General features: G+C 71.3%; 16 protein-coding genes and 1 pseudogene. 8 read left to right on the plus strand and 9 right to left on the minus strand.

From position 1 onward, the window contains the following. Positions 1–47: 47 nt before the first annotated feature. The 3 genes from RUMESO_RS22020 (at position 48) to RUMESO_RS22030 (ending at position 6,481) form a co-directional block, all read left to right on the plus strand. Positions 48–1,076, plus strand: coding sequence for a chemotaxis protein CheB (locus tag RUMESO_RS22020; protein ID WP_037283793.1), 1,029 nt, complete (start codon positions 48–50; stop codon positions 1,074–1,076). Positions 1,077–1,179: 103 nt separating this feature from the next. Beyond that, entirely contained in the window at positions 1,180–6,102 is a 4,923-nt protein-coding gene (locus RUMESO_RS22025; RefSeq protein WP_156363061.1) for a CheR family methyltransferase, read from the plus strand. Next, complete coding sequence (locus RUMESO_RS22030) at positions 6,095–6,481, plus strand: response regulator (protein ID WP_051521601.1); 387 nt, start codon at positions 6,095–6,097, stop codon at positions 6,479–6,481. Before RUMESO_RS22025 ends, RUMESO_RS22030 begins: the two co-directional genes overlap by 8 nt. Positions 6,482–6,666: 185 nt before the next feature. Here RUMESO_RS22030 and RUMESO_RS22035 read toward each other — a convergent pair whose 3' ends face one another. Both RUMESO_RS22035 and RUMESO_RS22040 read right to left on the minus strand, forming a co-directional pair. After that, complete coding sequence (locus RUMESO_RS22035; protein WP_037283795.1) at positions 6,667–7,395, minus strand: DUF72 domain-containing protein; 729 nt, start codon at positions 7,393–7,395, stop codon at positions 6,667–6,669. A gap of 235 nt (positions 7,396–7,630) precedes the next feature. After that, entirely contained in the window at positions 7,631–9,571 is a 1,941-nt protein-coding gene (locus RUMESO_RS22040; RefSeq protein WP_082484519.1) for a DEAD/DEAH box helicase, read from the minus strand. A gap of 645 nt (positions 9,572–10,216) precedes the next feature. Here RUMESO_RS22040 and RUMESO_RS22045 point away from each other — a divergent pair. Genes RUMESO_RS22045 through RUMESO_RS22055 form a run of 3 tightly spaced genes read left to right on the plus strand, consistent with a single transcriptional unit; the run spans position 10,217 to position 11,858 of the window. Beyond that, on the plus strand, positions 10,217–10,630 hold the full coding sequence (locus RUMESO_RS22045; RefSeq protein ID WP_037283797.1) for a hypothetical protein: 414 nt from the start codon (positions 10,217–10,219) through the stop codon (positions 10,628–10,630). After that, positions 10,630–11,157, plus strand: a complete 528-nt coding sequence (locus tag RUMESO_RS22050; RefSeq protein ID WP_037283799.1) for a cupredoxin domain-containing protein — start codon at positions 10,630–10,632, stop codon at positions 11,155–11,157. Before RUMESO_RS22045 ends, RUMESO_RS22050 begins: the two co-directional genes overlap by 1 nt. Then, the gene (locus tag RUMESO_RS22055; RefSeq protein ID WP_037283801.1) at positions 11,154–11,858 is read left to right on the plus strand and encodes an RNA polymerase sigma factor; all 705 of its coding nucleotides are present in this window, start codon (positions 11,154–11,156) and stop codon (positions 11,856–11,858) included. The genes RUMESO_RS22050 and RUMESO_RS22055 overlap by 4 nt, the downstream gene beginning before the upstream one ends. 456 nt (positions 11,859–12,314) lie before the next feature. Here RUMESO_RS22055 and RUMESO_RS22060 read toward each other — a convergent pair whose 3' ends face one another. The 7 genes and pseudogenes from RUMESO_RS22060 to RUMESO_RS22090 form a co-directional block, all read right to left on the minus strand. Beyond that, positions 12,315–15,470, minus strand: coding sequence for an efflux RND transporter permease subunit (locus RUMESO_RS22060; RefSeq protein WP_082484523.1), 3,156 nt, complete (start codon positions 15,468–15,470; stop codon positions 12,315–12,317). 5 nt (positions 15,471–15,475) lie between these two features. Next, a complete protein-coding gene (locus tag RUMESO_RS22065) occupies positions 15,476–16,807 on the minus strand; it encodes an efflux RND transporter periplasmic adaptor subunit (protein ID WP_082484527.1) in 1,332 nt (443 codons plus the stop codon). Between the two features lie 322 nt (positions 16,808–17,129). After that, positions 17,130–17,714: an EF-hand domain-containing protein gene (locus RUMESO_RS22070; RefSeq protein ID WP_051521602.1), complete on the minus strand. Its 585-nt coding sequence runs from the start codon at positions 17,712–17,714 to the stop codon at positions 17,130–17,132. A 417-nt stretch (positions 17,715–18,131) separates the two neighbouring features. Further along, the gene (locus RUMESO_RS22075; protein ID WP_425414943.1) at positions 18,132–20,120 is read right to left on the minus strand and encodes a heavy metal translocating P-type ATPase; all 1,989 of its coding nucleotides are present in this window, start codon (positions 20,118–20,120) and stop codon (positions 18,132–18,134) included. Then, complete coding sequence (locus tag RUMESO_RS28025; protein ID WP_051521603.1) at positions 20,113–21,309, minus strand: efflux RND transporter periplasmic adaptor subunit; 1,197 nt, start codon at positions 21,307–21,309, stop codon at positions 20,113–20,115. The genes RUMESO_RS22075 and RUMESO_RS28025 overlap by 8 nt, the downstream gene beginning before the upstream one ends. Positions 21,310–21,311: 2 nt before the next feature. Continuing rightward, positions 21,312–23,654 (minus strand): FtsX-like permease family protein, encoded by a 2,343-nt coding sequence (locus RUMESO_RS22085; RefSeq protein WP_037283806.1) that lies wholly within the window; start codon positions 23,652–23,654, stop codon positions 21,312–21,314. 19 nt (positions 23,655–23,673) lie between these two features. After that, a pseudogene (locus RUMESO_RS22090) lies at positions 23,674–24,388 on the minus strand (ABC transporter ATP-binding protein). 417 nt (positions 24,389–24,805) lie between these two features. On the opposite strand from RUMESO_RS22090, the gene RUMESO_RS22095 reads away from it, so the two are divergent. Both RUMESO_RS22095 and RUMESO_RS22100 read left to right on the plus strand, forming a co-directional pair. Further along, the gene (locus tag RUMESO_RS22095) at positions 24,806–25,387 is read left to right on the plus strand and encodes a thioredoxin family protein (RefSeq protein ID WP_037283808.1); all 582 of its coding nucleotides are present in this window, start codon (positions 24,806–24,808) and stop codon (positions 25,385–25,387) included. Between the two features lie 69 nt (positions 25,388–25,456). Beyond that, a partial coding sequence (locus tag RUMESO_RS22100; RefSeq protein WP_037283810.1) for an FAD-dependent oxidoreductase occupies positions 25,457–26,555 on the plus strand: 1,099 nt, incomplete at its 3' end.

Raw genomic sequence — 26,555 nt, forward strand, 5'->3', positions numbered from 1 at the left:
GCCGCGCAAGGTTCCTTCATGGCCCGCTGCGGGGTGGAGGAACTGCCATGGACACCCGCGACATCATCGTGATCGGCGGCTCCTCGGGGGCCACGGCGCCCTTGAAGACCATCCTGGGCGCCCTGCCCACCGATCTCCCGGCGGCGGTCTTCATCGTGCTGCACATCCCGGCGCGCAGCCTTGGCATCCTGACCACGGTGGCGCAGGCGGCAGGGCGCCTGCCGGTCCGGCCCGCCGCGGACGGGATGCCCATCGAGCTTGGGCACATCTACCTCGGCGTGCCCGATCGGCATCTGCTGCTCGTGGACGGCCATATCCGGCTTGGGCGTGGCCCGCGAGAGAACATGGCGCGCCCAGCCATCGACCCGCTCTTCCGCTCGGCAGCCGTATCCTACGGGTCCCGCGTGGTGGGTGTGCTGCTGAGCGGGCTCCTCAACGACGGCGCGGCCGGGCTCTCGGCCATCAAGCGTTGCGGAGGACTGGCCCTCGTGCAGGATCCCCAGGATGCCATCGCCGACGCGATGCCGCTTGCGGCGCTCCAGGCCGTCACCGCGGATCTGGTCGCGGCGAGCGGCCGGATCGGCGACGTGCTCTCCGACCTCGTGCGAGAGCCCGCGGGCCCGCGCGTCCCGATCCCGCCCGAGATCCGGCTCGAGGTGGACATCGCGGCGGGCGAGCGGGTGGATAGCGGCGTCCTGCGCCGCTTCGCGGATCCTGCCGCGCTCATCTGCCCCGACTGTGGGGGGGTCATGTCCCAGGTCCGCGAGCCCGGGCCCCTGCGCTTCCGCTGCCAGGTGGGGCACGCCAAGACCGCCGAGGTGCTGGCCTACGAGCAGGAGAACGCCGTGGACGAGGCCCTCCGGGTGGCGCTCCGCATCATCGAGGAGCGGGCCGAGCTGGTCTCGCGCATGGCCGAGGACGGGCGCAAGACGGGCCGTCGCGCAGTGGCCGAGATGTATCAGGAGCGGGCGGAGGAATACCGCCACTATGCCGACACGCTCCGCCGGGCGGTGCTGATGTCCATGGGACGGGCGGAGCCCTCGGGCGACGAGGGCGGGCAGGAGGAGGCAAAGTAGCCTCGCGCCCGGGGCGTCGCATTCCTCGGTGGTGCAGCGGTCCCCAGGTGCCTAAAGCTGGAGGAAGGGCGTGCCCTCGAAGCGCGGCTCAGGACGGATGACCATGTCCCATGATGCGAACCAGAACCGCGATGAGACCGCGCCGGTCGTCGTGACCATCACGGGGGCGGCGGCGAAGATCTCCTCGCTCGAGACGCTGCTGCGCCGCCTCCCTCCGGTCGAGGAGGCCGCCTTGGTCGTGGTGCTCCAGCACCGCGAGGCGCTGGACGAGGAGCAGTTCAGGGAAGCGGCTCAAGCAGGCGGGCACGAGCTGGTCGAGCTCGCGGACGGCACGCCGCTCCAGGCCGGCCGTCTCCATCTCGCTCCGCTGGGTGGGATCGCGACGCTGGAGGACGGCCATGTCCAGGTACGGCCGACGGAGCAGATCCCGGGCTTGCAGGGGCTGATCGACAGCTTCCTCGTCTCGCTCGCCCGCGCCCAAGGCGAGCGCAGCATCATGGTGGCGCTGGACGGCACCGACGGGGATGGCACTCTCGGGGCGCAGGAGATGAAGGAGGCCGGGGCCGTGGTGCTGGCCGAGGCGACGCCGGAGGCCAAGGAGGGCCACCTCGATGCCAGCGACAGCCCCGCTGCCTTGGCCGACGCCGTTCTGCCGGTCGATGCCCTCGCTTCCCATCTCCTGTCCCTGATCGACGAGATCGCCGAGGCACCTCGGCCCGGGACCGCGACCCTGTCCCTCGACGCGACCGAGGTACGCGAGGCGCTCGCGGCCATCGCCGACCTCCTGCGTCAGAGGACCGGCCACGATTTCCACGGCTACAAGCCCGGCACCTTCCTGCGCCGTGTGCAGCGACGGATGCAGGCGCTGCTGCTCGAAGACCTTGGGACCTACATCGAGACGCTACGGAATCAGCCCGAGGAGGCGCAGAGCCTCTTCAACGACCTGCTGATCGGGGTCACCGACTTCTTCCGCGACAAGCGCGAGTGGGAACTCCTCGAGCATGAGGTCGTGCCCCGCCTCTTCGAGGACAAGGCTGGGCACGACGCTCTGCGCGTCTGGGTGGCGGGCTGCTCCACAGGCGAGGAAGCCTACTCCCTGGCCATCCTGCTGGCCGAGCACCGGGCGCGGATCGAGGACCCGCCGCAAATCCAGATCTTCGCCTCCGACCTCGACGGCCGGGCGCTCGCGGCGGCGCGGGCCGGGCGCTACACCGGGCGGATCGCGGATCAGATGAGCCCGGAGCGGCTCGGGCGCTGGTTCGTGAAGGAGGGCGACACCTATCACATCGTCAAGGAGCTGCGGGAGATGTGCATCTTCTCCCAGCACAGCCTCATCAAGGACGCGCCCTTCTCGCGACTGGACCTGATCTCGTGCCGCAACCTGCTCATCTACCTCGATGCCGATCTCCAGGAGCGGGTGATCCCGCTCTTCCACTTCGCGCTGCGACCAGGCGGCTTCCTGTTCCTCGGCAACTCCGAGAACGCCTCGCGTCACAACGACCTGTTCCAGGCCGCCGAGCCCCGCTCGCGCATCTTCCGCCAACTCGACACGGAGAGGCGGACCCTGCCCGAGTTCCCCTTCACCTCGGTGGACCGGCGATGGCTGTCCCGGGCGAATCTGGCTGACGCCTCGGGCAGCTCGGCTCGCGTCGCGCCCGATGCCGCCGACCTCACCCGCTGGGCCGAGCGGATCGTGGAGCGCTACGCGCCGGCCTATGTCATCCTGGACGCCGCCTATACGGTGCTGCACTTCTCCGGACCCATGGGGCGCTACCTCGCACCAGCGGGCGGTGCCGCATCGCTCAACATCCTCAGCCTCGTCCATCCGGTCCTTCGGGCGGAGCTGCGCACGGCGCTCGGCCGTGCCGCCGAGGAGGGCCACCCCGTGGAGGTGAACGGGCTGGAGTTCAGCATCAACGGGCAAGGCCTCGGGGCCGATCTCGTGGTGGAGCCGCTCCAGCGCGCCCCGGGGACGACGCCGGGCTTCGTGGTGCTCTTCCGGGAGGCCACCCCCCGCTCCGAGGCCCAGGAGCCCAGGAGCTCCGGCGCGGCCGGCAACCCGAGCGAGCATGTGCTCCACCTTGAGGAGGAGCTGCAGCTCTCCCGCGACCGCCTGCAGGCGACCATCGAGGAGCTCGAGAGCACCAACGAGGAGCTGAAGTCCTCCAACGAGGAATACCAGTCGCTCAACGAGGAGCTGCAGAGCGCCAACGAGGAGCTCGAGACGTCCAAGGAGGAGCTCCAGTCGGTCAACGAGGAGCTCATCACCGTCAACGGCGAACTCGCGCACCGTGTCCAGGAGCTTGGCCGCGCGAACAGCGATCTCAAGAACTTCCTCGAAAGCACGCAGATCGCCACGCTGTTCCTCGACAACAATCTGAGGGTGACGAACTTCACCCCGGCCAGCACGGACCTCTTTCACCTCGTCGAGTCCGACGAAGGCCGGCCGATCGCCCACATCAAGGCCCGCGTCCACTACGACGAGATCGAGGCCGATGCCCGCCGCGTGCTCAGGACCCTGGCCCCTGTCGAGCGGGAGGTGGGCGACCCCGTCGCAGGCGCGCACTACATGGTCCGCGTCCTGCCCTACCGCACCACCGACAACTTCATCGCCGGCGTGGTCGTCACCTTCGTCGATGTCACCGCACGCCGAGAGGCCGAGGAGCGGCTGCGGAAGGCCCAGATGCGGCACCAGGCTGTCCTGCAGCACATGGGTGCCGGCTACTCCCTCCTGGAGATCCTCTTCGACAAGGACGACCGCGCCCATGACATGCGCCATCTCGAGGTGAACGAGGCCGCCAAGCGCCTCATCGGCACCGATCCCACCGGCAAGCTCCTCTCCGAGCAAGGCTCTCGCCACGAACGATACTGGTTCGACATCGTGGGCGGCGTCGCCCGGACGGGCGAGCCCGCGCGGGGCCGGCGGTTCGCTGCCCCGGAGGGGCGCTGGTATGACTTCGAGGTCTACAAGCCCTACCCGGAGGACCCGGAGAGCCGCCAGGTCGCGGCGATCTTCCAGGACGTCACCGCGCTCAAGGCGGCCGAGGACGCGCTGCGCGCGAGCGAGGAGCGCAAGGCCTTCCTGTTGAAGCTATCGGACGCGCTCAGGCCGTTGGCCGACCCGGTGGTCCTTCAGGGAGCCGCCGCTCGCATCCTGGGGGAACGCCTGGACGTGGACCGCGCCTACTACGTCGAACTCGACGAGGCGCGTCAGGTGGCGACCGTCGAGCAGGAGTTCCGCCGCGGCGAGGTCCCAAGCGTCGTCGGCGAGCACGCCTTCGCTTCCTATGGCGCCACGCTCGGTCTCCTGCGGGCTGGCAAGGCCGTCGTCTTCGATGACGTCGAGACCGAGCCCAGGGTCGACCCGGCCGACCTTCCGGCCTATCGAGCGCTGGGGCTTCGGGCCTTCCTGAACACCCCGCTGATCAAGGACGGCGCCTTGGTCTGCGCCATGTGCGTGGTGAGCGCGGAGCCCCGCCGCTGGACCGCAGCGGATGCGGCGCTCGTCGAGGAGACGGCCGAGAGGACCTGGGCGGCGGTGGAGCGCGCCCGTGCCGAAGCCGCGCTACGTGGGAGCGAGGAGCGCTTCCGCACCATCGTCGAGGCGGCACGGGACTATGCCATCTTCACCACCGACGTCGAGGGGCGGATCGTGGCCTGGCCCTCGGGCGCACGGCAGGTCTTCGGCTGGACGGCCGAGGAGGTCATCGGCCAGCCCGTGGACATCACCTTCACGCCGGAGGACCGGGCGGCGGGCGTGCCCGATGCGGAGCGGCGTGAGGCACGCGAGAAGGGCCAGGCGCCCGACGTGCGTTGGCATTTGTGCAGGAACAGCTCGCGGGTGTTCATCGACGGCGTCGTGCGTCCGCTCGTTGGGCCGGACGGAACGGTCACCGGCTTCCTCAAGGTCGGCCAGGACATGACCGAACGGCGGGCCACGGAGCAAGCCCTGCACGAGAGCGAGGCGCGCTTCCGACAGTTCGGAGACGCCTCGGCGGACGTCCTCTGGGTCCGCGACGCCGAGACGCTCGCCTTCGAATACGTCAGCCCCGCCTTCGAGGAGATCTACGGTTCCAAGCTCGAGCACATCCTGGCCGGCAACCATGTGCGGCGCTGGGCGGAGCTCATCGTGCCCGAGGATCGGGAGAGGACGCTCGCCAACCTGCGCCGCGTGCGCGAGGGCGAGCACGTGCTCCACGACTTCCGGATCCTGCGGTCGGACGGGCAGGTCCGCTGGATTCATGACACCGACTTCCCGCTCCTGGACGACGAGGGGCGCGCCCATCGCATTGCCGGCATCGGCCGCGACGTGACCGACGAGGTGGAGCTGCGGGACCGTCAGCGCGTGCTCGTGGCCGAGCTTCAGCACCGCACGAGGAATCTCATGGGCGTGGTGCGCTCGCTGGCCGACAAGACGCTCGCCAGCAGCGGCTCGCTCGAGGACTTCGGGAGCCGATTCCGCGACCGGCTCAACGCCTTGGCCCGCGTGAACGGGCTTCTGTCCCGCCTTGAGGAGGGCAGCCGCATCACCTTCGACCAGCTTCTCCAGGCCGAGCTGTCCGCCCATGGCGCGGTGGATGCGGAGGGCAAGGGCGATCAGGTCCGGCTCAGTGGGCCCAAGGGCATCCGGCTCCGCTCCAGCATGGTGCAGATCCTGGCGCTGGGGCTCCATGAGCTCGCGACCAACGCCATCAAGTATGGAGCGCTGTCGCAGCCGAACGGGCGGCTGAGCGTGACCTGGAGCGTGGTGGACGGCAAGGATGGCGAGCGGCGGCTGCGCGTCGACTGGCGTGAGAGCGGCGTGGCCGTCGCGCTGCCCGACGGCGTCGGAGAGATGGATGGCAAGGTGACCCCGTTGCGCCGGAGCGGCTATGGCCGCGAACTGATCGTCAGGGCCCTGCCTTACCAGCTCAAGGCCGAGACGACCTATGAGCTGACGCCCGAGGGCGTGCGCTGCACCATCGTGCTGCCCGTCTCGCTCACCCGGGGCGAGACCTCCTCCACGGACGAGGGCACCGATGCCTGAGTCCATGACCTCGTCCCTCGGCGTCCGGGACCATCGTGTCTTCCTGACCGAGGACGAGCTCCTTCTGGCCGAGGACCTACGCGGGGAACTGGAGCGACAAGAGGCCGACGTGACGGGACCGCTGGGCACGGTCGCGGACGCGCTAGAGTTCCTGCGGATGGAACCCGCCCCTTGTCTGGCCGTCTTCGACATCAGCCTTCAGGACGAGATGGTCTGCCCCATGGCCGATGTGCCGCGGGCCCAGGATGTCACCTTCATCTTCGCGACCGGCTCCGACGCCCAGGCGATTCCGCCAACCAATGCGGACGTGCCTCGTGCCGGGACGCCAGTGGAGCTGAAGCATCTCGTGGGAACGTCCGGCCCTGACGGGGCAGTATAGGCCGGAAGGCCACCTGGTCCGGTTCCACGCTCTTGGGTCTGCCAGTCCCCCTTGCGCGGCCTGTCGCGGCGGGACCTCGCGGTCCTGCTCGGGAGGAAGGACGGTGCTGCAAGGTTGGGGGCCGTCGCGTCGCCACGCGCCAGGAGAAGACCGCCCTCGACTACCTCGCTGTCGTCTACCGGCGATCATCGCAGCCGCCGCCGTGCGGTCAGCGCATTGCCGGTCGCGGCAAAGGCTGCGGTGTTGTCGAAGACGCACCAGCATTCGCCGCCCTCGGCCGCGCGAAGGCCAAGTTGGGTCATGATGGCGTGGATCGCCTCGTCGCTATAGGACGAGTAGTAGACCCGTGGCGACCCGTGAAGACGGACGTAGGCCAAGCCGCTCCAGCCGCCCGTCCGGTCGCCGTTCGGAGCAGGAGCAGGATCCGCAGCCACGCGTCCGATCCGGAGCCCCTCGAGCAAGCTCTCGACCTGGGGCGTGAACCAGGACCGGTGGCGCGGCTCGCAGGCGACGTGGCCCGTCACGCGCTGCCTCAGATCCTGCATGAACAGGCCCGCCACCTCCGGCTCGAAGGCGAGGCTGGGCGGGAGCTGCAACAGGAGGGGACCCAGCTTCCATCCCAACCCGCTGACCTCCGACAAGAAGCGCTCCAGAGGCTCGCCAGCCCCCTTGAGGCGCCTCTGATGAGTGATGATCCCAGGGACCTTGACGGCGAACCTGAACGTTTCCGGCACCGAAGCCGCCCAACGCTCGTAGGTGACGCGGCGATGCGGACGATAGAAGGACGAGTTGATTTCCACCGCACTGAACACCTGCGCATAGCGCTCCAGGTGACTCCCCGTCATCGGAAAGGCGGTCGCGTGCTCCTTTGGGACGTTCCAGCCGGCCGTGCCGAGGCGGATGCTGGTGGACATGGCGCTCCAGGCGAAAGATCGAGTTCGATATCCGACCTGGGGTGATGGCCACATCCTGGCAAGCGTTCGCCGGAGACCGCGTGATGCCCGGACAGCCGCAGAGCCGAGCACCCTGCGGGACGAGCCGCACCGCTGCATGGGGAGGCGAGGAGAGCGTGGCATTCCTCGTCAGGCAGGGTGCAAGCGCCCGGTCATCCGGTGCGGCGGCACCGGAAAGGCGGCCGGCCGGCGCCGATCAGCGTTGAGGCTTCTTCGCCCTGACGGGGCGCTTGTTCCCAGCGCGGTCTGGGTTCGGCTTGGGACTGGGACGCTTCGCGGAAGTCTTGACTGGCTTCACCGGACTCCTGTCGTCCATGTCGCGCGTCGTGGCGCCGGTAGTCCATGGGGCCACCTTCTTGGACGGATGCTCGCGGCCCACCGGATTGCCTGCCTCGTGCCGTTGCGCAGGAGGACCGCTGTCAATGGCGGGAGCGTCCATGATGGCCACGGATTGCGGCACCTTGGGGGGGCGAGCCTCGGTCTCGGCGCCGCGCGACGGCCGGCGGCCAGGGGGCGAACCGCCCGTCCGCCGGTAGGTCCGCTCGGGACGCTCCAGCACCGGCTCGCCGGGGAGGCGTCGCAGGACGATGCCGGGGACGATCTCTATGCCCTCCGGAAAGCGCGAGGCCAGGGCCGCCGCGATCTGCACGAAGGTCTCGTCCTGCTGCACCCGGATCGCGCCGATCGCGTCCTTGGTGATGCCGCCCGCCTCGCAGATCTTGGGCAGGAGCCAGCGCGCCTCGGCCCGGCCCGACCGACCCACCGGCAGGGAGAACCAGGCCGAGTCTCCGAAGGACCCGCGCTCGCGGGGCGCCGGACGGGTGGGAGCGCCGGCGTCCGACAGCTCCTCCGGCGCGGACCGGCCCTCGCGCCAAAGCCGCACGAAGGCGGCGGCCACGCGGTCTGGCCCGTGCCGGTCGAGAAGCGCGGCCACGAGGGCAGTTTCCTCCTCCGGCGCGGAGGCCAGGGCGGCATGGTCGAGGATGCGGGCGTCGTCCTTGTCCTTGACCTCCTCGGCCGAGGGCGCCTTGCCCCATTCGGCCGTGACCCGGGCGCCCTGGAGCAGGCGCTGGGCCTTCTTGTAGTCCGCAGGCGTCACGATCAGCGCCGAGACGCCCTTGGCCCCGGCCCGCCCGGTCCGGCCCGAGCGGTGCAGCAGCGTCTCCGAGTTCGTCGGCAGGTCCGCGTGGATCACCAGTTCGAGGCCGGGAAGGTCGATGCCGCGCGCGGCCACGTCGGTGGCGATGCAGACCCGCGCCCGTCCGTCGCGGAGCGCCTGCAGCGCGTGGGTGCGCTCCGCCTGGCTCAGCTCGCCCGACAGCGCCACCACCTGGAAGCCGCGATTGCCCATCCGCGCCAGCAGGTGGCTCACGTTGGCCCGCGTCTTGCAGAAGATGATGGCCGTGCGCGCCTCGTGGAAGCGAAGGAGGTTGAAGATCGCGGGCTCGCGGTCCCGCGCGGTCACGCTGAAGGCGCGATACTCGATGTCGGCGTGCTGCCGGGCCTCGCCGACGGTCTGGAGGCGCAGCGCGTCCTTCTGGAAGTCCTTGGCCAGCTCCTCGATCGCCTTGGGCACGGTAGCCGAGAGCATCAGCGTGCGGCGATCCTCGGGCGCGGCGCGAAGGATGAACTCCAGGTCCTCGCGGAAGCCGAGGTCCAGCATCTCGTCGGCCTCGTCCAGCACCGCCGCGCGGAGGGCCGAGAGATCGAGGCTGCCGCGCTCGATATGGTCGCGCAGGCGGCCGGGGGTGCCGACGACGATATGGGGGCCACGCTCCAGCGCCAGGCGCTCCCGGCGGATGTCCATGCCGCCGACGCAGGTGGCGACCTGCGCACCGGCCTCGCCGTAGAGCCAAGCCAGCTCGCGCGCGACCTGCAGGGCCAGCTCGCGCGTGGGCGCGATGGCGAGCGCCAGGGGCGCCTCGGCGGGCGATAGGCGTTCGGCCACGCCCAGAATCTCGGGCGCGACGGCGAGGCCGAAGGCCACGGTCTTGCCCGACCCGGTCTGGGCCGAGACGAGGAGGTCGCACCCCGCGGCCTCGGGGGCCAGAACGGCCTCCTGAACGGGGGTCAGGCTGGCATAGCCCTTGGCGGCCAGCGCCGCGGCCAGGGGCGCGGCCGGATCGGGATGGGTCATGGTCGTCGCCAGAGAGGGGGTGCTCGCACCCGATGGGGGCCACTATGTCCCACTGTCGCGGCTGGGCTGTCCGGTGCCCGCCACCCCGGAACGTCGAGGCCAAGCGTCGCCACTAGCCTTTGATACGACCGAAGTCAAAGGCAAAGCGGGCCGACCCACACACCGACCACCGATCGGGTCTCCTGCGCATCGCCGCCGCTATGAAGAAGGCGACAGCCCCTGCTGCCTCCGGCCGGTGGCAAGGCCATGGCCCGGCATGCCGGCCAGAGCGGACCTGTTCTGGTGGGTCCATAGCCGGGTCTCGTTGTATCGACGCAGCCCGAACTCGGGCAGAGCTTCAGTGTTCCGACCTAGAGCTTGCCCTCGCGCACGCCTTCCCAAGAGCACCCCAATCGGACCCTCGCCCGGGCCTCGAGATCTGCCGCCTGCCCAAGCCCCCCGCGCCGCTTGCCCAGTCTTCGTACCCTCGGCGGTCAGTCACCGGCCCGGCAGATCATCGTGCACTGGTCGGTCACTTGGCAGCAGGAGTTCCCATCGAAGGCCAGCCCTCCAGAAAACTAGCTGGGAGTGCGAACCTTTCCCCCTCCGATGGCATCCAAGGGGGGCGAGGCCGAAGTCTGGCCCGTCACCTGAAGGGAGTTTCCCATGCTCAAGCAGATCATCATCGCCGCCTCCTTGGTCGCGGCGACCGCTGCGCTGGCCCAGGAGGCCACCGTGCCCACCCAGGCGCCGCCGCCCGCGCCCTACCAGGAGGTTAGCAAGCTTGTGGACCTGCCCGAGTTCCTGCCGGGGCTGGGCACGCTCTACGTCGATCCCGCGACGCTGCCTGCCGGGCCGTTCCTGGCCTACGACCACGACGGCAAGCTCTCGGCCACGGTCTACATGACCCCGCTCGCCGACCTGCAGGGAGGCACGGCCTACGACGACCTGCCCGTGGGTGCCCCCGAGGTCACGAGCGTGGACATCTACTACAATGCCGGCCACCCAGGCGTCGAGCAGCCGCACGCCCATGTGGTGCTCTACCACGACGCCGACGCCAAGAGCCGGCTGGCGCAGTGATGTGGACCCGTCGGCACCTGCTGGCGCGGGGGGGCGGCGGCCTCGCCGCCCTCGCGGCTCCGCGCCTCGTCCGGGCGGCCGGCACCGAGGTCCTCGGCATGCGCGGCTCGGCCCGGGGCGAACGGGTCTGGTTCGCGCCTCAAGGCCTCGCGGTCGCTCCGGGCACCACCCTGCGCTGGACGAACCGCGACCCGGGCAACAGCCACACCACCACGGCCTATCACCCGGACCTCTACGGCCGGCCCCTCCGCATCCCCGAGGGGGCGACGCCATGGGACAGTGGGCTCCTCCTGCCGGACGAGAGCTTCGAGGTGACGCTGGAGCGGCCGGGGGTGTACGATTACTACTGCCAGCCGCACGAGATGGCGGGCATGGTGGGGCGCATCGTGGTGGGCCAACCGGGCGACCCCGGCTGGGAGGAGGCCTCCGCCGACCCGGGCGACCTGCCCGACATGGCGCTCATGGCCTTCCCAACGGTCGAGGCCATCCTGGCGGCGGGACGCATCGACGAGGAGGAGCCCACGTGATCCCGAAGTCGCTCGGACGGACGGAGGACCTGCGGGAGACCCAGGAGGAGTTGCTGCTCGCCCAGGCGCGGACCCGGGACGAGGCGGCGGTGCGCGAGCTGATCCGGCGCCTCAACCCCCGGCTCTTCCGGGTGGCTCGCGGTGTTCTGGACAGCGATGCGGAGGCCGAGGAGGTGCTCCAGGAGGCCTACCTCATCGCCTTCACCCGCTTGGGCGAGTTCCGGGGAGAAGCTCGCTTCTCGACCTGGGTCACGCGCATCGTCCTCAACGCCGCCATGATGCGCCGGCGCCGGACCCGGCCGACAGAGGAGTACGACACCGTGGCCGAGGATAGGATGGACGGTGGGCAGGTCCTGACCTTTCCGGGGGGAGGGACCGAGGGGCCCGAGGCGGCGCTGGGCCGGTCCCAGCTCCGCAGGCTGATCGAAGCGGCGGTCGGCGAGCTGCCGCCGGAGTTGCGCCTTGTGTTCCTTCTGCGCGAATCCGAGGGAATGAGCGTCCTCGCCATCGCGCGCGACCTCGCCCTCAACCCGATCACCGTGAAGACGCGGCTTTACCGGGCCCGCCGCCTCCTGCGCGCGACCCTCGAGGCGCGGCTGCGGGGCGGGTTCGAGACGGCGTTCCCCTTCGATGGAGCTCGATGCACGGGCATGGCCGAGCGGGTGGTCGCGGCGCTCAAGGAGAACGGCGACCTGCCCTGATTCCGGTCGACATCGCGGCACTGAACGCCGGTGACCGGGTTGGATATCGGCCTTCCTGGATCACAGGGAGTGATGCTCGTCCCATGGTGGACCGGGTGGCCTGCCTGCCGACCGACGTAAGTGACCCTCCGCCAGCGGCGGAAACGCCTAATTCGAGGCCTCCCGCAATGCCTTTCCTTTGGCCGGGTCCGAGCGCGGCGACTCCAGGTGAAGCGTCGATAAGCCTGTCGCCCGCACGAATCCGGTTGCAGGTACAGCCTGATCGTAAAGGGCACTCCAGGTCCGTGGGACGCCACCTCTCGTCAGAGGGTGATACGCGGCGGCCGCCCTGATCCGCATCGCGATGCGCTGACCCCAGCGGGGCCTCGGTGGGAGGCCAGAACCCAACCCCATCGCCTGTTCGGGCCCCAGGTGGCCGGCCCCCGGTTCGAAGGGCGCTCGACCCCTGGCCCGCCCTCATTCCGCCGCCTGCACCAGCGGCTCCGCTGCCTCCTCCCCCACCGGCACCGCCGTCGAGGGCCCCCTGCGGCGCCGCGCGATTCGGCTCACCAGCACATAAAGCGCGGGCACCAGGAAGATGCCGACGAAGGTCGCGGCCAGCGTCCCGCCCAGGACGCCGATGCCGATGGCCTTCTGCGCCCCCGCCCCGGCCCCCGTCGCGGTGGCCAGGGGCAGCACCCCCAAGGCAAAGGCGATCGAGGTCATCAGGATCGGCCTGAGCCGCAGCCGCGCCGCCTCGACCGCCGCCTGCCGCGCAGTGCGCCCCTGTCGTTCGAGGTCGCGGGCGAACTCCACGATCAGGATCGCGTTCTTCGCGGCCAGCCCGATGGTCGCGAGCAGGCCCACCTTGAAGTAGACGTCGTTCGACTGCCCGAAGATCCAGGCCGCCAGCAGCGCCCCCATCACCCCCACCGGCACCGACAGGATCACCGAGAAGGGGATCGCCCAGCTCTCGTAGAGCGCCGCGAGGCAGAGGAACACCACGAGCACCGACAGCGCGTAGAGGTAGGGCGCCTGGTTCCCCGACTGCCGCTCCTGGTAGCTCAGGTCCGTCCAGGCCACGCCCCAGCCGCCCGGGACCTGGGCGACCAGCTCCTCCATCGCGTCCATCGCCTCGCCCGAGCTGTGGCCCTCGGCCTCCGAGCCCGAGACCGACAGCGCCGGCCGCCCGTCGATGCGCGACAGGCGCGGCGGCACCGGCGCCCACTCAGTCGTCAGGAACGAGGCGAAGGGCACCATCTCTCCGCTCGCGTTCCGCGCGTACCACCCCTCGATGTCCTCGGGCTGCATCCGCGACGCGGCCTCGCCTTGCACGATGACGGGGCGGAGGGAGGAACCCAGCACGAAGTCGTTCACGCTCTCGCCCGCGAAGATCACCGACAGCATGGCGTTCACCTGCGGGACCGAGAGGCCGAAGCTCTCGGCCTTCTGCTGGTCGATGTCGATGCGGAGCGCGCTGCGGTCCTCGGTCCCGCTCACGTCCACGTTCTGGACCCGCTCGTCGCCCTCGGCCAGCGCGATGAGTTGCTCGGCCGCGCCCCGCAGCGCCTCGGTCCCTGCGCCAGTCTGGTCCACGAGGTACATCGAGAAGCCGCGCTGGTTGCCCAGCCCCTGGATCGCCGGCGGCTGCACCACGGTGATCCGCCCCGCCCGGTGCCCCGCGAAACGCGCGTTGGCCCGCTGCGCCACCGCCGAGGCCGAGAGCTCCGGGTCGTCGCGCTCCTCGAAGTCCTTGAGCTTCACGAAGAGCATGGCGTTGTTCTGCCCGTTCCCCCGGAAGCCGAAGCCCAGGGCCGCGAAGGTGGACTCCACCGCCTCGGACTCCTCCGAGTTGAGGTAGTCCTCGACCTCCTTCACCACGGCGGCGGTCTGCGCGGTCGTGGACCCCTCGGACAGGTTGATCTGCGTCATCAGCACGCCCTGATCCTCGGAGGGCAGGAAGGAGCTGTCGATGCGCCCGTAGACCTGCCACGCGCCGAAGCCGATCCCGCCGAGGACCAGCAGCGCCAAGAGGGGCCAGCGGACGATCCCCCGCACGGCCCTGCCGTATCCCCGCGTCGTCGCCTCGAAGCCCCGGTTGAAGAGCCGCGCGGGCAGGACGCTGCCCCCGTGCCCCCGCGCCTTCAGCATCGAGGCGCAGAGCGCCGGGGTCAGGATCAGCGCCACGGCGGCCGACAGCACCATCGCCGAGATGATCGTGACCGAGAATTGCCGGTAGATTACGCCCGTCGAGCCCGGGAAGAAGGCCATCGGCAGGAACACCGCCGACAGCACCAGCGCGATGCCGATCAGCGCCCCGGTGATCTGGCCCATGCTCCGCTCGGTGGCCTCGACGGGCGGCAGGCCGTCCTGCTCCATGACCCGCTCGGTGTTCTCGACCACCACGATGGCGTCGTCCACCAAAAGGCCGATGGCCAGCACCATGGCGAACATGGTCAGCGTGTTGATCGAGTAGCCCAGCGCCGCCAGCACCGCGAAGGTGCCGAGCAGCACCACGGGCACCGCAATGATCGGGATCAGCGTCGCCCGCCAGTTCTGCAGGAACACGAGGATGACGAGGAACACGAGGCCGATGGCCTCGACCAGGGTGTGCTCCACCTGCTCGATGGACAGCTCCACGAAGGGCGAGGTGTCGTAGGCGATGCGGATCTCCACGCCCTCGGGCAGCGCGCCCCTGAGGCCGTCGAGCGTCGCCCGCACCGCCTCCGCCGTGTCCACCGCGTTCGCCCCGGTGGCGAGGTTCACCCCGAAGCCCGCCGCTGGCAGACCGTTCAGCCGCGAGTCGCCGCCGTAGCGCTCCTGGCCGATCTCCACGCGGGCCACGTCGCCCAGGTAGACGGTGCCGGTGTCGTCGCCGGACTTGACCTGAATGCCTTCGAACTCTTCGACGGTCGAAAGCTGGCTCTGCGCCGTGATCGTGGCGGTGAACTGCTGCCCTGGCACCACCGGCTGCGTGCCGAGAGAGCCCACCGAGACGGTGGTGTTCTGCGCCTCGACCGCCGAGACCACGTCGGCGGGCGTGAGCTGGTACTGCACGAGCTTCAGCGGATCGAGCCAGATCCGCATGGCGTAGCCCGAGCCGAAGACGTTGATGCTGCCCACGCCCGTCGTCCGCTGCACGGCCCCGGTGACGGTGGTGCTCAGGATGTCGCCTAGGCGAAGCGTGTCGTAGCGCCCGTCGGTCGAGACCAGCGCCCCCACCATCAGGATCGAGGACGAGGAGCGCGAGACGGTCACGCCGTTCCGCTGCACCGCGTCCGGAAGCCGCCCCTCGACCTGCTGGACGCGGGCCTGCACCTCGTTCTGCGCCTCGGCCCCATCCACGGCCTCATCGAAGGTGAGCGTGACGCTGGAGGAGCCCTCGTTGGACGAGGACACCATGTATAGGAGTCCCTCGAGCCCCGTCAGGCCGTCCTCGATCACCCGCGTCACCGAGCCCTCGACCGCTTCGGCGGTGGCGCCGGAGTAGGAGGCCGAGATCCGCACCGTCGTGGGCGAGATGTCGGGATACTGCGACACGGCCAGCGTGGTCAGCGCATAGGCCCCGGCCAGCATCGTCACGATGGCCAGCACCCAGGCGAAGACCGGCCGGTGGATGAAGAAGCGCGGCATCCCGGTCACTCCTGCGAGGTGGCGGAGCGGGCGGCAGCCTGCTGGTCCGTCCCGCCGGTCCCGGCCGCCGGCGTCGCGTCCGAGCTGGCCTGGCCCTCGGCGGGCTCCGCTTCTGGCGCGAGGTCGTGCACGACGCCCTGCTCGTCGATCTCGACGGGCACGGTCGTCACCTCCGCCCCATCGCGCAGGCTGCTGAGCCCGTCCACGACCAGCAGGTCGCCGGGCTCGACGCCGTCGGTCACGATCCAGCCGTTCGCGTGAGTGCCGGTGGTCGTCAGCGTCACCTGCCGCGCCACGCCGTCGCGGACGACATAGGCCGTGAGGTCCCCGTTCGCGGCACGGCTGGTGGCGCGCTGCGGGACGACGATGCCCTCGCTGGTCCCCAGGGTCACCTCGACCCGCAGGAACTGTCCCGGCAGCACCTGCCGGTCGGGGTTGTCGAACCGGATGCGGAAGTCCACCGTCCCGGTGGTGGTCGAGACGCTGGTCCCCGGCGTCACCAGCGTGCCCTGGCCCTCCAGCACCTCCCCGGTCTCCTGCACCAGCCGGAAGCCGACCGCGTCCCCGGGCGCGAGGCTCCCCTCGTCGATGCGGTCCCGCACCCGCATCATGCGGGCGCTCGATTCGGTCACGTCCACGTAGATCGGGTCGAGCCGCGTCACCACGGCCAGCGCCTCCGCCTGGTTCGCGGTCACCAGCTCGCCCGTCGAGACCTGCGGCACGCTGGGGACCCCGGCGATGGGGCTGTGGATCTCGGTCCGCGAGAGGTCGAGCTCTGCCGAGGTGAGCCCCGCCTGCGCCGAGGCGAGCGAGGCCTGCGCCTGCGAGAAGGCCGCCTCGGCCGTCTCCAGGTCGGCCCGCGTCACCGCCTGGCCCTCGAGGCTCCGGTAGCGTTCCACCGTGGCCTGCGCGGTGGCGAGGCTCGCCTCGGCCCCGGCTACCGTGGCCTCGGCGGCGGCGACGGCGGCGGCATAGCTGTCGTCCTCGATCCGGAACAGGAGGTCCCCCGCCTCGACCGGCTGGCCGGGCTGGTAGGCCACCTCCTCGATGACGCCGCTCACGCGCGGGCGGATGTCGGTCTCCTCGTAGGCCACGGCCCGCCCGGGGAGCGTCAGGGCATAGGGGATATCCTCGGTCGCGAGCGTCACGACCCCCACCTCGGCGGGCCCCTGCGGCTGGCCTCCCATGCCGCCGGCGGACCGTCCCCCTCCGCCTAGGCCGATGCCCTGAGCGACGGCACTACCCGCGCCAAGCAGGAGGCAGACAGCGGCGAGCCTCAGGGCGGACTCCGACGGGAAGGCTCGCTTCAGGGCGCCGAAGGCGAATCGGGGGGGCATCGAGGGGCTCCTGTGGCTTTCATGTCCGGCAGCGCGCAAAGGCAGCATCGGCTCGAACGGACCAGACTTAGTATTCCGTCGCAGGGGAAGGCCAGCGCCGACAGCCCGGGGTGGAGCGCCGGGCCGGCCCAAGTCGATGGCAAGGGTGGCAGGACCCAAGCTCGCAGGGCCAGCACGCGCGCGGGACCCCGGACTTGGTGTCCTTCACATCCCCGCGATCACCCGCTTGCGGGACGATCCGCCTCTCCTCCTCAGGCGCCTAGGGGTGAACGCCCTCGACCTCGGGGAAGGGACTGGACCCATTCAGGCCGATCCCATTGGCTCAACCCTGCTGGCCGCCGAAAAGGCCGCCCAGGGCCCCGTCGGCCCGCTCGCCGCGCAGGCCAGGGCCGCCGTATCGATGGCCGCCCCGGCCGAAGCCGGCGTCGAGCTCGGCCTGCGAGATGGCCCCGTCGCCGTCGGTGTCGAGCCGGTCGAAGAGCGGCGCGATCTGCGGCGTGCGGGCCTCGATCTCCGCCACCTGCAGGAGACCGTCGCCATCGTCGTCGGCCTGTGCCACGCGTTGCGCCGCAGCGGCCGCGCGGGCCTCCTCGCGCATCGCATCCTCCATGGCCAGCAGCTCCTTGGCCGAGAGCCCATCGTTGCCATCCGCCTCGAAGCGGGCCTGCCGCTGCGCCGTGACCTCCTCCTGCGTCACCGCGCCGTCGCCATCGGTGTCCGCCGTCAGGAGGTCGAAGGGACCGAAGCTCCGGCCGAGTCCGTCGCCGCGCCCGCCATCCGGCGAAGTCGCGGTCGGCGCTGTGGCCTGCCTGGCCGTGGCCGCATCCGGCGCGGTCGCGGTCTGCGCAAGCACAGCCGTGCCCACGAGCCCGGCCAGGAGGCCGGCCATCACGAAGGTCGTCTTCATGTCTGATGTCCTGTTTGTCGATGATCCTGCTCTTTGCCGCCGGACGTGCCTCTTGAACGGGAGCAGCCCGAGGCTCCGTCGCGTCCGATCCCTTCCCTGACGAAGGCGTGATCCGCGTGTTTTCCGGAACGCCCCGCGCGAACAGTCCAACGGACGCCGTCCGAACCCATCCGAGAGCCCAGATCGGTCGCGGCGATGCCGGCGGTCCTGCAACGCGGCACACGCGACTAGAAGGCCTCGATCGACAGCAGGTAGGGCGCGGTCCTCCCGCAGGCCAGGGACCCGATGCGTCGCAGGGGAGGGCAACCCCGTCGAGGAGCCGGGACTTGCCGTCCGGCCGGCGGGTGGGCAGCCCTGCTCCAGGCAGGTGAGCGCCGAGACCCGCTTGGGCCATGGGGCGTGGAGGTCAAGCCACGATCAAGGGGCGGTCCCGGGCGCGGGGACCGTCAGCCCCGGCAGGTCCCCGGTCGCTCGGAGGGCCGAACCGGAATCCACGCTCCCAGGACGCAGGACACGAAGGGCGTTGAGGATCACGGCCACGTCGATGACCTCCTGGAGAAGGGCCCCCTCCACCGGCGCAAGGAGCCCGAAGGCCGCCGCGACCATGCCCAGGACCGACAGGCCGAGCCCCGCCGCGACGCTCTGGCGCGCGATGCGCAGGGCGCGTCGGGCGATCCGGCGCCCAGCGAGCAAGGGGTCGAGCCGGTCGGGCAGGATCACGATCCCCGCCGCCTCGGCCGAGGCCGCCGAGCCCCGCGCTCCCATGGCGACGCCTAGGTCGGCGGCGGCAAGGGCCGGCGCGTCGTTCACCCCGTCGCCCAGCATCAGCACCGGCCCCCGGAGCCGCTCCTCGCGCACGACCCGCAGCTTCGCCTCCGGCGTCAGGCCCGCGTGCATGGCATCGAGCCCCAGGCCCCCTGCGACGGCTTGGGCCACCTCCTCGCGGTCTCCCGTGGCGAGCACGATCCGCCGGAGGCCCTCGGCGCGCAGCGCGACCAGCACCTCCCGCGCTTCGGGGCGGGCCGCGTCGGTCAGCACCAGTTCCCCCGCGGGAAGCCCATCGACCCGCACCAGCACGCTGGCCGCGCCGGAGGCGGACGGCGGATCGGCCTCCTCCATCCCCAGGCCGACATAGGCGCGACTCCCGATGCGGACCTTGCGCCCCTCGATGATCGCCTCCATGCCCTCGCCGGCCATCTCCGTGACGCACCGGGGCGTGGCGAGGGCAAGCCCGCGCGCCCGTGCCTCGGCCACCACGGCTCGGGCCACGGGATGCTGCGACGCCTGGTCGAGCGACGCGGCGAGCCGCAGAACCTCCTCCTCCCCGAAGCCCGGGGCGGCCACCGTCCTCGCCAGCCGAGGTCGCCCCTCGGTCAGGGTGCCGGTCTTGTCGATCACGAGGACCTCCACCCGCGCCAGCGCCTCGAGGGAGCCGCCGCCCTTGACGAGGACGCCCAGCCGTGCCGCCCGCGACAGGCCTGCGACCAGGGCCACGGGAACGGTGAGGATGAGCGGGCAGGGGGTCGCTACCACCAGCACCGCCACGGCGCGGACGGGATCGCCGCTGAAGCCCCAGGCGGCGCCGGCCAGCAGCACCGTCAGGAAGAGGAAGCCCACGGCATACCGGTCGGCGAGCCGCACCATCGGCGCCCGGGCCTCCTGCGCCTCCTCGACCAGCCGGACGATCCCCGCGAAGGTGCTCTCGCCCGCTGGCCGCAGCGCATTCAGGTCGAAGGGATCCCCGGCGTTCAGGGCGCCGCTCATCACCTCGTCCCCCGTCGGATGGCGTACGGGAAGCGCCTCGCCCGTGAGCGCCGCTTCGTCGAGCAGCGCCTCGCCCATCGCGACCTTCCCGTCCACTGGCACCACGGCCCCACGCTGCACCAGCAGCCGATCGCCGGGCCCGATCGCCGCAACGGGCACCTCCTCGAGCGCGCCCTCGCCATAGCGCAGCGCCTTGCGCGGCGCTTGGGCCAGGAGGGCCATCATCTCCCGACGCGCGCAGCCCTCGGCGAAGCGCTCCAGATGCTGCCCGCCCGCATACATCAGCGCCACGACCGCCGCCGCCAGCGTCTCTCCCAGAAGGAGCGCCGCCGACATCGACAGGGCCGCCACGATGTCGAGCCCGAGATCGCCCCGTCGCAGGCTGCCTACGATTTGCACGAGGAGCGCGCCCAGCACGATGAGCGTCGCCCCGGACCAGGCGAGCGCCGCCCCATTGCTCATCCCCCACACTCGCAGCGCGAGTCCCACTGCCAGCCCGCCCGCCGCCAGCATCAGCAGGATCAGGCGGGACACATCGGCTCGGCCAGCCCGGACGCGGAGCTCGGGAGCGTCGAGCTCCGCCCCGACGCGTTCGTCCGGCGCGTCGTTCGGAAGCACGGTGGAGCGAAGGGGGTCAGTCACGTGGCACCGCCCGTGGGGCCACCCGGACGCCGTCCGCGATGCGGTCCCCCGGATGGAGGATGACCGAAGCCCCGGGTTCCAGCCCCGTTCGGACCTCGGCCCAGTCCGCGTTGCGCTCGCCCAGCCCGATGGGCGTGAGCCAGGCGCGACCCTCCTCGACCCGGAACACCGCCCAGTCCTCCCCGTTTCGGAACAGCGCGCCCACCGGCACCGCCGGAAGATCCTCCCCTCGCCAGACCTCGATATGCGTGGTGACGCCATAGCCATCGCCCAGGCCCGCTTGGGCCGCCGCAGGACCGTCGAGCGCCAGCACCGCCGTGACCCGCTGCTCCTCGATGCCGAGCGCAGAAACCTTCGTCTCCGCCGAGGGGTCGACCCTCGCCACATGCGCGGCGAGCGTCGCCCCGCCCCACCCATCGAGGGTGGCGGGCCTCCCCTCCGTCACGCGCACCGCATCCGAGGACAGGAGGTCCACCACGATCTCCAGATCCGAGGGGTCTCCGATCTCCAGGAGGGGCGTCCCGGCGGCCACCACCTGCTCGCTCTCGGCCAGGACGCGCAGGATGCATCCTGTTGTGGGGGCGGACACCTCCACGCAGCAAGGTCCGTCGCCGGACGCCTCGTCCCCCTCGATGAGGGCGGCGCGGGCGCTCTCGAGCTCGCGCTGCCGCATCATCACGTTGGCGTTGGCGCTCTCCAGCGCCGCCGAGGCGGCGGCGTCGAGCCGGGCCTGCTCCAGCGTCCGCGTGGCCAGGGTTCCACGGTCGGCCAGGGCTCCGGCGCGCCGGAGCTCGGACGCCGCGTAGTCGGCCTGCGCCCTGGCACGCTCCAGCTCCGCCCGCGCGAGGCCCAGCGCCGCTTGGGCCGCATCCCGCGCGGCCTCCGCGACCCGGCGGGCGCGGACGTCAAGCAGCGGTGGCGCCGCAGGCCGGAGCCGCGCCACCACCGTCTCGCCCACCGTCACGGGGTCGCCCGGATGCAGGTCCAGCCGCGCCATCCGCCCGGCGATCGGCGCCGAGACGGCGAAGACTTCGCGGATGCGGCTCCGGCCCTCCTCGTCGACCGTGACCACGATGTCCTGCCGGCCGACCTCGGCGGTCTCCACCTCGACGGGGCGAGGCCAGAGCGCCCAGGCGAAGCCGGCGATCAGCGCAAGCGCAAGGGCGGCCCAGACGAGACGTCGGATCATGGTCATTCCCTCGTTTTCAGCACTTCGATGAGGTCGAGCCGGTCGATGCGCCCCCGGACCAGGAGCGCCGAGGCCAGCGCGGCGGCCAGCGCGACGAGGCTCGCCACCGCGTAGACCCCGGAGTTGATGACCAGTGGCACGCGGTAGAGTTCGGAGCTGAAGGCCCGGACCACCGCCATCGCGAAGCCGGTGCCGATCAGCCAGCCCAGGGGCTGCGCGACAAGCACCACCGCCGCGATCTCCCCATAGAGGATCGCCGCCACCTCTCCCCTGGTGAAGCCCAGGACGCGGAGCGAGGCGAGTTCCCGTCCCTGCTCGGAGAGCGAGATGCGCGCGAAGTTGTAGACCACGCCGAACGCGATGATGGCCGCCAGCGTCAGGTAGACGGTGATCTGGATCGTGATGTTCTGGGCCATGGTCTCCCGGAAGCGGCGGAGGGTCCGGTCGAGCAGCATGACGAAGCCCGCCTGCGGCGTGGCCTTCACCGCCGCGAAGAAATCGTCGGCCCGCGCCGGGTCGAGCTGCACCCGGGTGCCCGTGATCCGCGGTCCTTCCCCGAGGAGCCCGTTCAGCGTCGGCAGCGCGATGGCCGCGGAGAGGCCGAGATAGCCGAGGCTCACCCCGCTCACCGGCATCTCGAAGCTTCTCCGGTCGCCTTCCAGCACGTCCACTCGCACCCGGTCGCCCGGCTCGACCCCGAGGAGGTCCGCCAGCGCCTCCGACAGCACGACGCCCGCATCCGGCGGCGCCATCGGCCGCTCTCGTATGTCGAGGAGCCGCGACAGGTCGTCGCCGGAGCGCGAGCCGATCAGCGCCACTTGACGCTCGCGGGGGCCATGCGACAGCCGGACGGAGGCGATGCGGACCGGCTCGGCCCGCAGCACGCCGGGCATCCGTCGGATGTCGAAGAGCGCCGCCATAGGCCGTGGTTCGGCGAAGGTCAGCATCGCGTCCTGCCGCTCGGCCCGGTCGAAGGTGAGGTCGATCATCTTCTCGATCGAGCCGGTGCTCCAGAGCGACCCCACGAGGACCGCGACGGCGAGGCTCATGCCGAGGACGCCGCTGGCCGTTCGGAGCGGCCAGCGCAGCAGGTGGCGCGCGATCATGACGGTGGACTGGCGGATGCGGAGCAGCCGCTCGGCCGCGCCGCCCCAGAGCCGACGGTAGCGCACCGGGGCCGGGGGCGACATGGCCACCGCGGGCGGAAGCCAGGCGACCCGGCGGACGGCGTCGATCGCCCCCGCGACCGCCGCGCCGACCGTGACCAGAGCCGCGATGGCATAGGGTTCGGGATTGCGGCTGAAGACCAGGTTGGGAAAGTCGAAGAACCGGACGTAGAGCCGCGCGAGGCCGACCCCCATCCAGGCCCCCGCGACCCAGCCGAGGAGGATCCCCACCGCCGCGATGGCGAGGACGAACCCCACGTAGTGCCGCGCGATCGCCCAGGGCCCGTAGCCCAGCGCCTTGAGGAGCCCGATCTGCTCCCGCTCCAGGGTCACGAGACGGCCGAGCGTCATGTTGACCAGGAACGCCGCCACGAGGAGGAAGATGGGCGGCAGCACCCGGCTCATGCCCCGGAGTTGCGTGAGCTCGGCATCGAGGAAGGCGTGGGACACCTGGTCCTTGCGACCGGTGGCCCCGGTGCCGCCGTAGGGTGCCAGGATCGCGTCGAGCCTCTCCATTACGGTCGCCGGCGACGCGCCGGGCGCGAGATTCAGCGCCACGTCGTCGAAGGCGCCCCGGAAGTCGTAGGCGGCGGCCAGGCTCTCGTCGGGCAGCCAGGCGATCCCGAACCGGCGCGGGTCGGGCATCATGTCGCCGGGCCCCAGCGCATAGACGAACTCCGGCGAGATCGCGACCCCGGTGACGCGGAGCTCACGCATCCGTCCGTTCATCAGGACGCCCATCCGCGAGCCCGGCCCAAGCGCGTGCGACGCCGCGAACCCCTGCGAGACGACCGCTTCGTCGGCGTGACGCGGATCGGGCAGGCGCCCCTCCCGCAGGTGGAGCCGGTTGAGACCGTCCGCGCCGGGCAGGGACACGAGCAGGAGGCTCCCTGGCTCGGCCATTCCGGGCATGTCGAGAAGCGCGATGCGCCTGATCCGTCCCTCGGCCTCCAGCACCCCGTCGATCGACTCGATGCGCGGCAGCAGCGTCCGCGGCGCGCGCGTCGCGGTAGCGAAGACGTCGGCGAAGCGGTTCGCCTCGTAATAGGCGTCCCGCGTGCGTTCGAGCGAGTCGACCGCGCCGACGCCCAGAACCAGCGTCGCCACGCCCGCCGCCATCACGAGCGCGATGGCCAGCGCCTGCGCCCAGAGGCGGCGCAGGTCGCGCAGGAGCTTCACCTGGAGGGGGCGAGGCGCATCACCAGCTCACCTCGGCCGGAGCCTTGCGGTGCTCGTTGACCTCCTCGCCGGCGATGGCGCCGTTGGCGAAGCGCACGACCCGATGCGCGAGGCCCTGGATGGCCGCGTTGTGCGTGATGACCAGCGTGGTCGCCCCCATCGTCGAGTTGACCGCCGTCAACGCCTCCAGCACCCGCACCCCCCGTCGCCGAGTCGAGCGCCCCCGTGGGCTCGTCGCAGAGCAGCACCTCCGGGTTCTTGGCGATGGCGCGGGCGATAGCCACCCGCTGCTGCTCCCCGCCCGAGAGCTGGGCGGGGAAGTGGTCCATCCGCTCCGAGAGCCCCACCATGGCGAGCGCCTCCTCGGCCTTCATGGGCCGGCGCGCGATCTCGGTCACGAGGCGGACGTTCTCGCGCGCGGTGAGCGAGGGGACGAGGTTGTAGAACTGGAACACGAAGCCTACGTGGTCGCGCCGGTAGCGGGTCAGCCCGGCGTCGTTCAGCCGCGTGAGCTCCTGGTCCATGAACCAGACCTCTCCCGAGGTCGGTCGGTCGAGCCCGCCGACGATGTTGAGGAAGGTGGACTTGCCCGAGCCCGAGGGCCCCAGGATGACGACGAACTCGCCCGCCCGGGCCTCGAAGTCCACGCGGCGCAACGCCTGCACCTCGACCTCGCCCGAACGGTAGGTCTTGGTCAGCGCACGTGCGCGGAAGATCGTGGGTGTCTCGGCCATGTCGCGGTCCGGTCCTGCCATCCCCTCGAACGGCATCCTGCCGGACTCCTCCGGTTCGTGCCTTGACCAGGATCAACCTTCGCGACGCGGACCGGGACCCGGCCGGACCTGCGATCGGCCAGCCTGCTCGCTCCGGCTGTCGGACCGGCCCGCTCATCGACAGCGGCGGGCCTCGGGGTCGTCCGTTCCACGTGGGTTGCCGGTCCCGTGGCCCTTGGGGCAGGAAAGACCTGCGCCCCTGTCGTCCCGGAGAAGGTTGTTCCCCGACATGGGGGCAAATCGACCGTTTGCTTTCCTTTACACCGTCAGTGGTCACCCCATAATCTCTACTCATCAAGTCGTGATTTGCGCTTGCTGGAGAGCCAGACGCGGCGTCGCGGCGCGAAGAGCGAGACTTCCAACCGGACGAGGAGCCCGATGCCCAGAACCGAGTCGAATCCCGTCGAGCTTGGCTTCCAAGCCCCCGACTTCCAACTGCCGGACGCCTCGGGGCGGCTGCACGGTCCCGGCGACCACGCCGGGGCGCCCGCCCTCCTCGTCGCCTTCATCTCCAACCGCTGCCCCTTCGTGGTCGGCATCCGCGAGGCCTTCGCCGACTTCGCGCGCCGCAACGCGCCGCGGGGGCTGCGGGTGATCGCGATCAACGCGAACGACGCCGAGGCCCACTCCGAGGAGACGCTCGAGCGCCTGGGCCTCGAAGCCACGGCCTTCGGCTATGACTTCCCCTACGTGAAGGACGAGACGCAGGAGGTCGCCCGCGCCTACGGGGCGGCCTGCACGCCGGACCTCTTCCTCTTCGACGCCGCGCAGCACCTCGTCTACCACGGCCAGTTCGATGGCTTCCGGCCCAACAACGGCGTGACACCCACGGGCGAGAGCCTGCAGGCGGCCGTGGACGCGCTCCTGGCCGGCGAGCCGCCCATCGATCGGCAGGTCCCCTCCATCGGCTGCAACATCAAGTGGCGCCCCGAGACTCAGGCGGCCGTCGCGGCCGAATGACCGCGCCCGCCTGACCCCGGGCGGCCCCCGACTCCCGGCGCCGGACCCCCTCCCGAACGGATGAACACGATGACGACGAGTCCCCCGACTCCGGCGGCGACCCCGCTCGACCTACAGGCCGACGTGCTGGTGATCGGCGGCGGCCCGGCCGGCGCCTGGGCCGCCATCGCCGCCTCCGAGGCCGGCGCCAGCGTGGTGCTGGCCGACAAGGGCTGGTTCGGCACCTCCGGCGCCACCGCGCCGTCGAACACCGGAACCTGGTGCGTCCCTCCGGGCGAGGACCGCCGCGACGCCGTGGAGCGGCGCTGGACCCGCACGGGCGGCGTGGCGGACCGGACCTGGATGCTGCGGACGGTGGACCAGTCCTATCGCGGCCTCCTGCGGCTCGCGGAATGGGGCTACCCCTTCCCGCGCGAGGAGGACGGCAGCCTCTACATCGCCAACCTGCGCGGCCCCGACTACATGCGCTTCATGCGGAGCCGGGTGCTCAAGGCCGGCGTCCGCGTCCTCGACCACCATCCCGCGCTGGAATTTCTCTCGGACGGTGACGCCGTGACCGGGGCCGCCGGCATCGACCGCCGCACGGGCGCGGATTGGCGCGTCCAGGCGGGGGGCGTGGTGCTCGCCACCGGCGGCTGCGCCTTCTTCGAACGGACCATGGGCGCCTCGGGCCTCACCGGCGACGGCCTTCTGATGGCGGCCGAGGCCGGGGCGGCGCTGTCAGGGATGGAGTTCACCGGCAAGTACACGCTCGCGCCCCATGGCACCTCGCTCAACAAGGGCCTCCCCTTCCGCTGGGCGTCCTTCCACCGCGAGGACGGCACGCCCGTGCTCGACGGCAAGGGCGATCCGCTGGTCAACGGCATCGGCGGCGGCTCCGAGAGGGACCTCGCCAAGGCGCTGATCGCCGGGCCGGTCTACGCCCGGCTCGACCTCGCGCAGGAGGCGCTGAAGGACTGGCTCCGCCAGGGGCAGCCCAACGTCATGCAGCCCTATGTCCGGCGCGGGATCGATCCCTTCACGGACCTCTTCCGCGTGGAGATGAAGCCCGAGGGCACCGTGCGCGGAACGGGGGGCATCCAGGTGACGACCCACGACTGCGGGACCGGCGTCCCCGGCCTTTACGTCGCGGGCGACGCCGCGAGCCGCGAGGACGTGGCGGGGGCCC

The sequence above is a fragment of the Rubellimicrobium mesophilum DSM 19309 genome (genome assembly GCF_000600335.2).
GTDB lineage: Bacteria > Pseudomonadota > Alphaproteobacteria > Rhodobacterales > Rhodobacteraceae > Rubellimicrobium > Rubellimicrobium mesophilum.

Excerpts from the sequence above, each read along its gene's own strand:
- RUMESO_RS22030 (WP_051521601.1), top strand. The coding sequence starts at position 6,095 with ATGCCTGAGTCCATGACCTCGTCCCTCGGCGTCCGGGACCATCGTGTC.
- RUMESO_RS28025 (WP_051521603.1), bottom strand. The coding sequence starts at position 21,309 with ATGATCCGACGTCTCGTCTGGGCCGCCCTTGCGCTTGCGCTGATCGCC.
- RUMESO_RS22020 (WP_037283793.1), top strand. The coding sequence starts at position 48 with ATGGACACCCGCGACATCATCGTGATCGGCGGCTCCTCGGGGGCCACG.
- RUMESO_RS22070 (WP_051521602.1), bottom strand. The coding sequence starts at position 17,714 with ATGAAGACGACCTTCGTGATGGCCGGCCTCCTGGCCGGGCTCGTGGGC.
- RUMESO_RS22045 (WP_037283797.1), top strand. The coding sequence starts at position 10,217 with ATGCTCAAGCAGATCATCATCGCCGCCTCCTTGGTCGCGGCGACCGCT.
- RUMESO_RS22095 (WP_037283808.1), top strand. The coding sequence starts at position 24,806 with ATGCCCAGAACCGAGTCGAATCCCGTCGAGCTTGGCTTCCAAGCCCCC.
- RUMESO_RS22040 (WP_082484519.1), bottom strand. The coding sequence starts at position 9,571 with ATGACCCATCCCGATCCGGCCGCGCCCCTGGCCGCGGCGCTGGCCGCC.
- RUMESO_RS22025 (WP_156363061.1), top strand. The coding sequence starts at position 1,180 with ATGTCCCATGATGCGAACCAGAACCGCGATGAGACCGCGCCGGTCGTC.
- RUMESO_RS22065 (WP_082484527.1), bottom strand. The coding sequence starts at position 16,807 with ATGCCCCCCCGATTCGCCTTCGGCGCCCTGAAGCGAGCCTTCCCGTCG.
- RUMESO_RS22035 (WP_037283795.1), bottom strand. The coding sequence starts at position 7,395 with ATGTCCACCAGCATCCGCCTCGGCACGGCCGGCTGGAACGTCCCAAAG.
- RUMESO_RS22060 (WP_082484523.1), bottom strand. The coding sequence starts at position 15,470 with ATGCCGCGCTTCTTCATCCACCGGCCGGTCTTCGCCTGGGTGCTGGCC.
- RUMESO_RS22050 (WP_037283799.1), top strand. The coding sequence starts at position 10,630 with ATGTGGACCCGTCGGCACCTGCTGGCGCGGGGGGGCGGCGGCCTCGCC.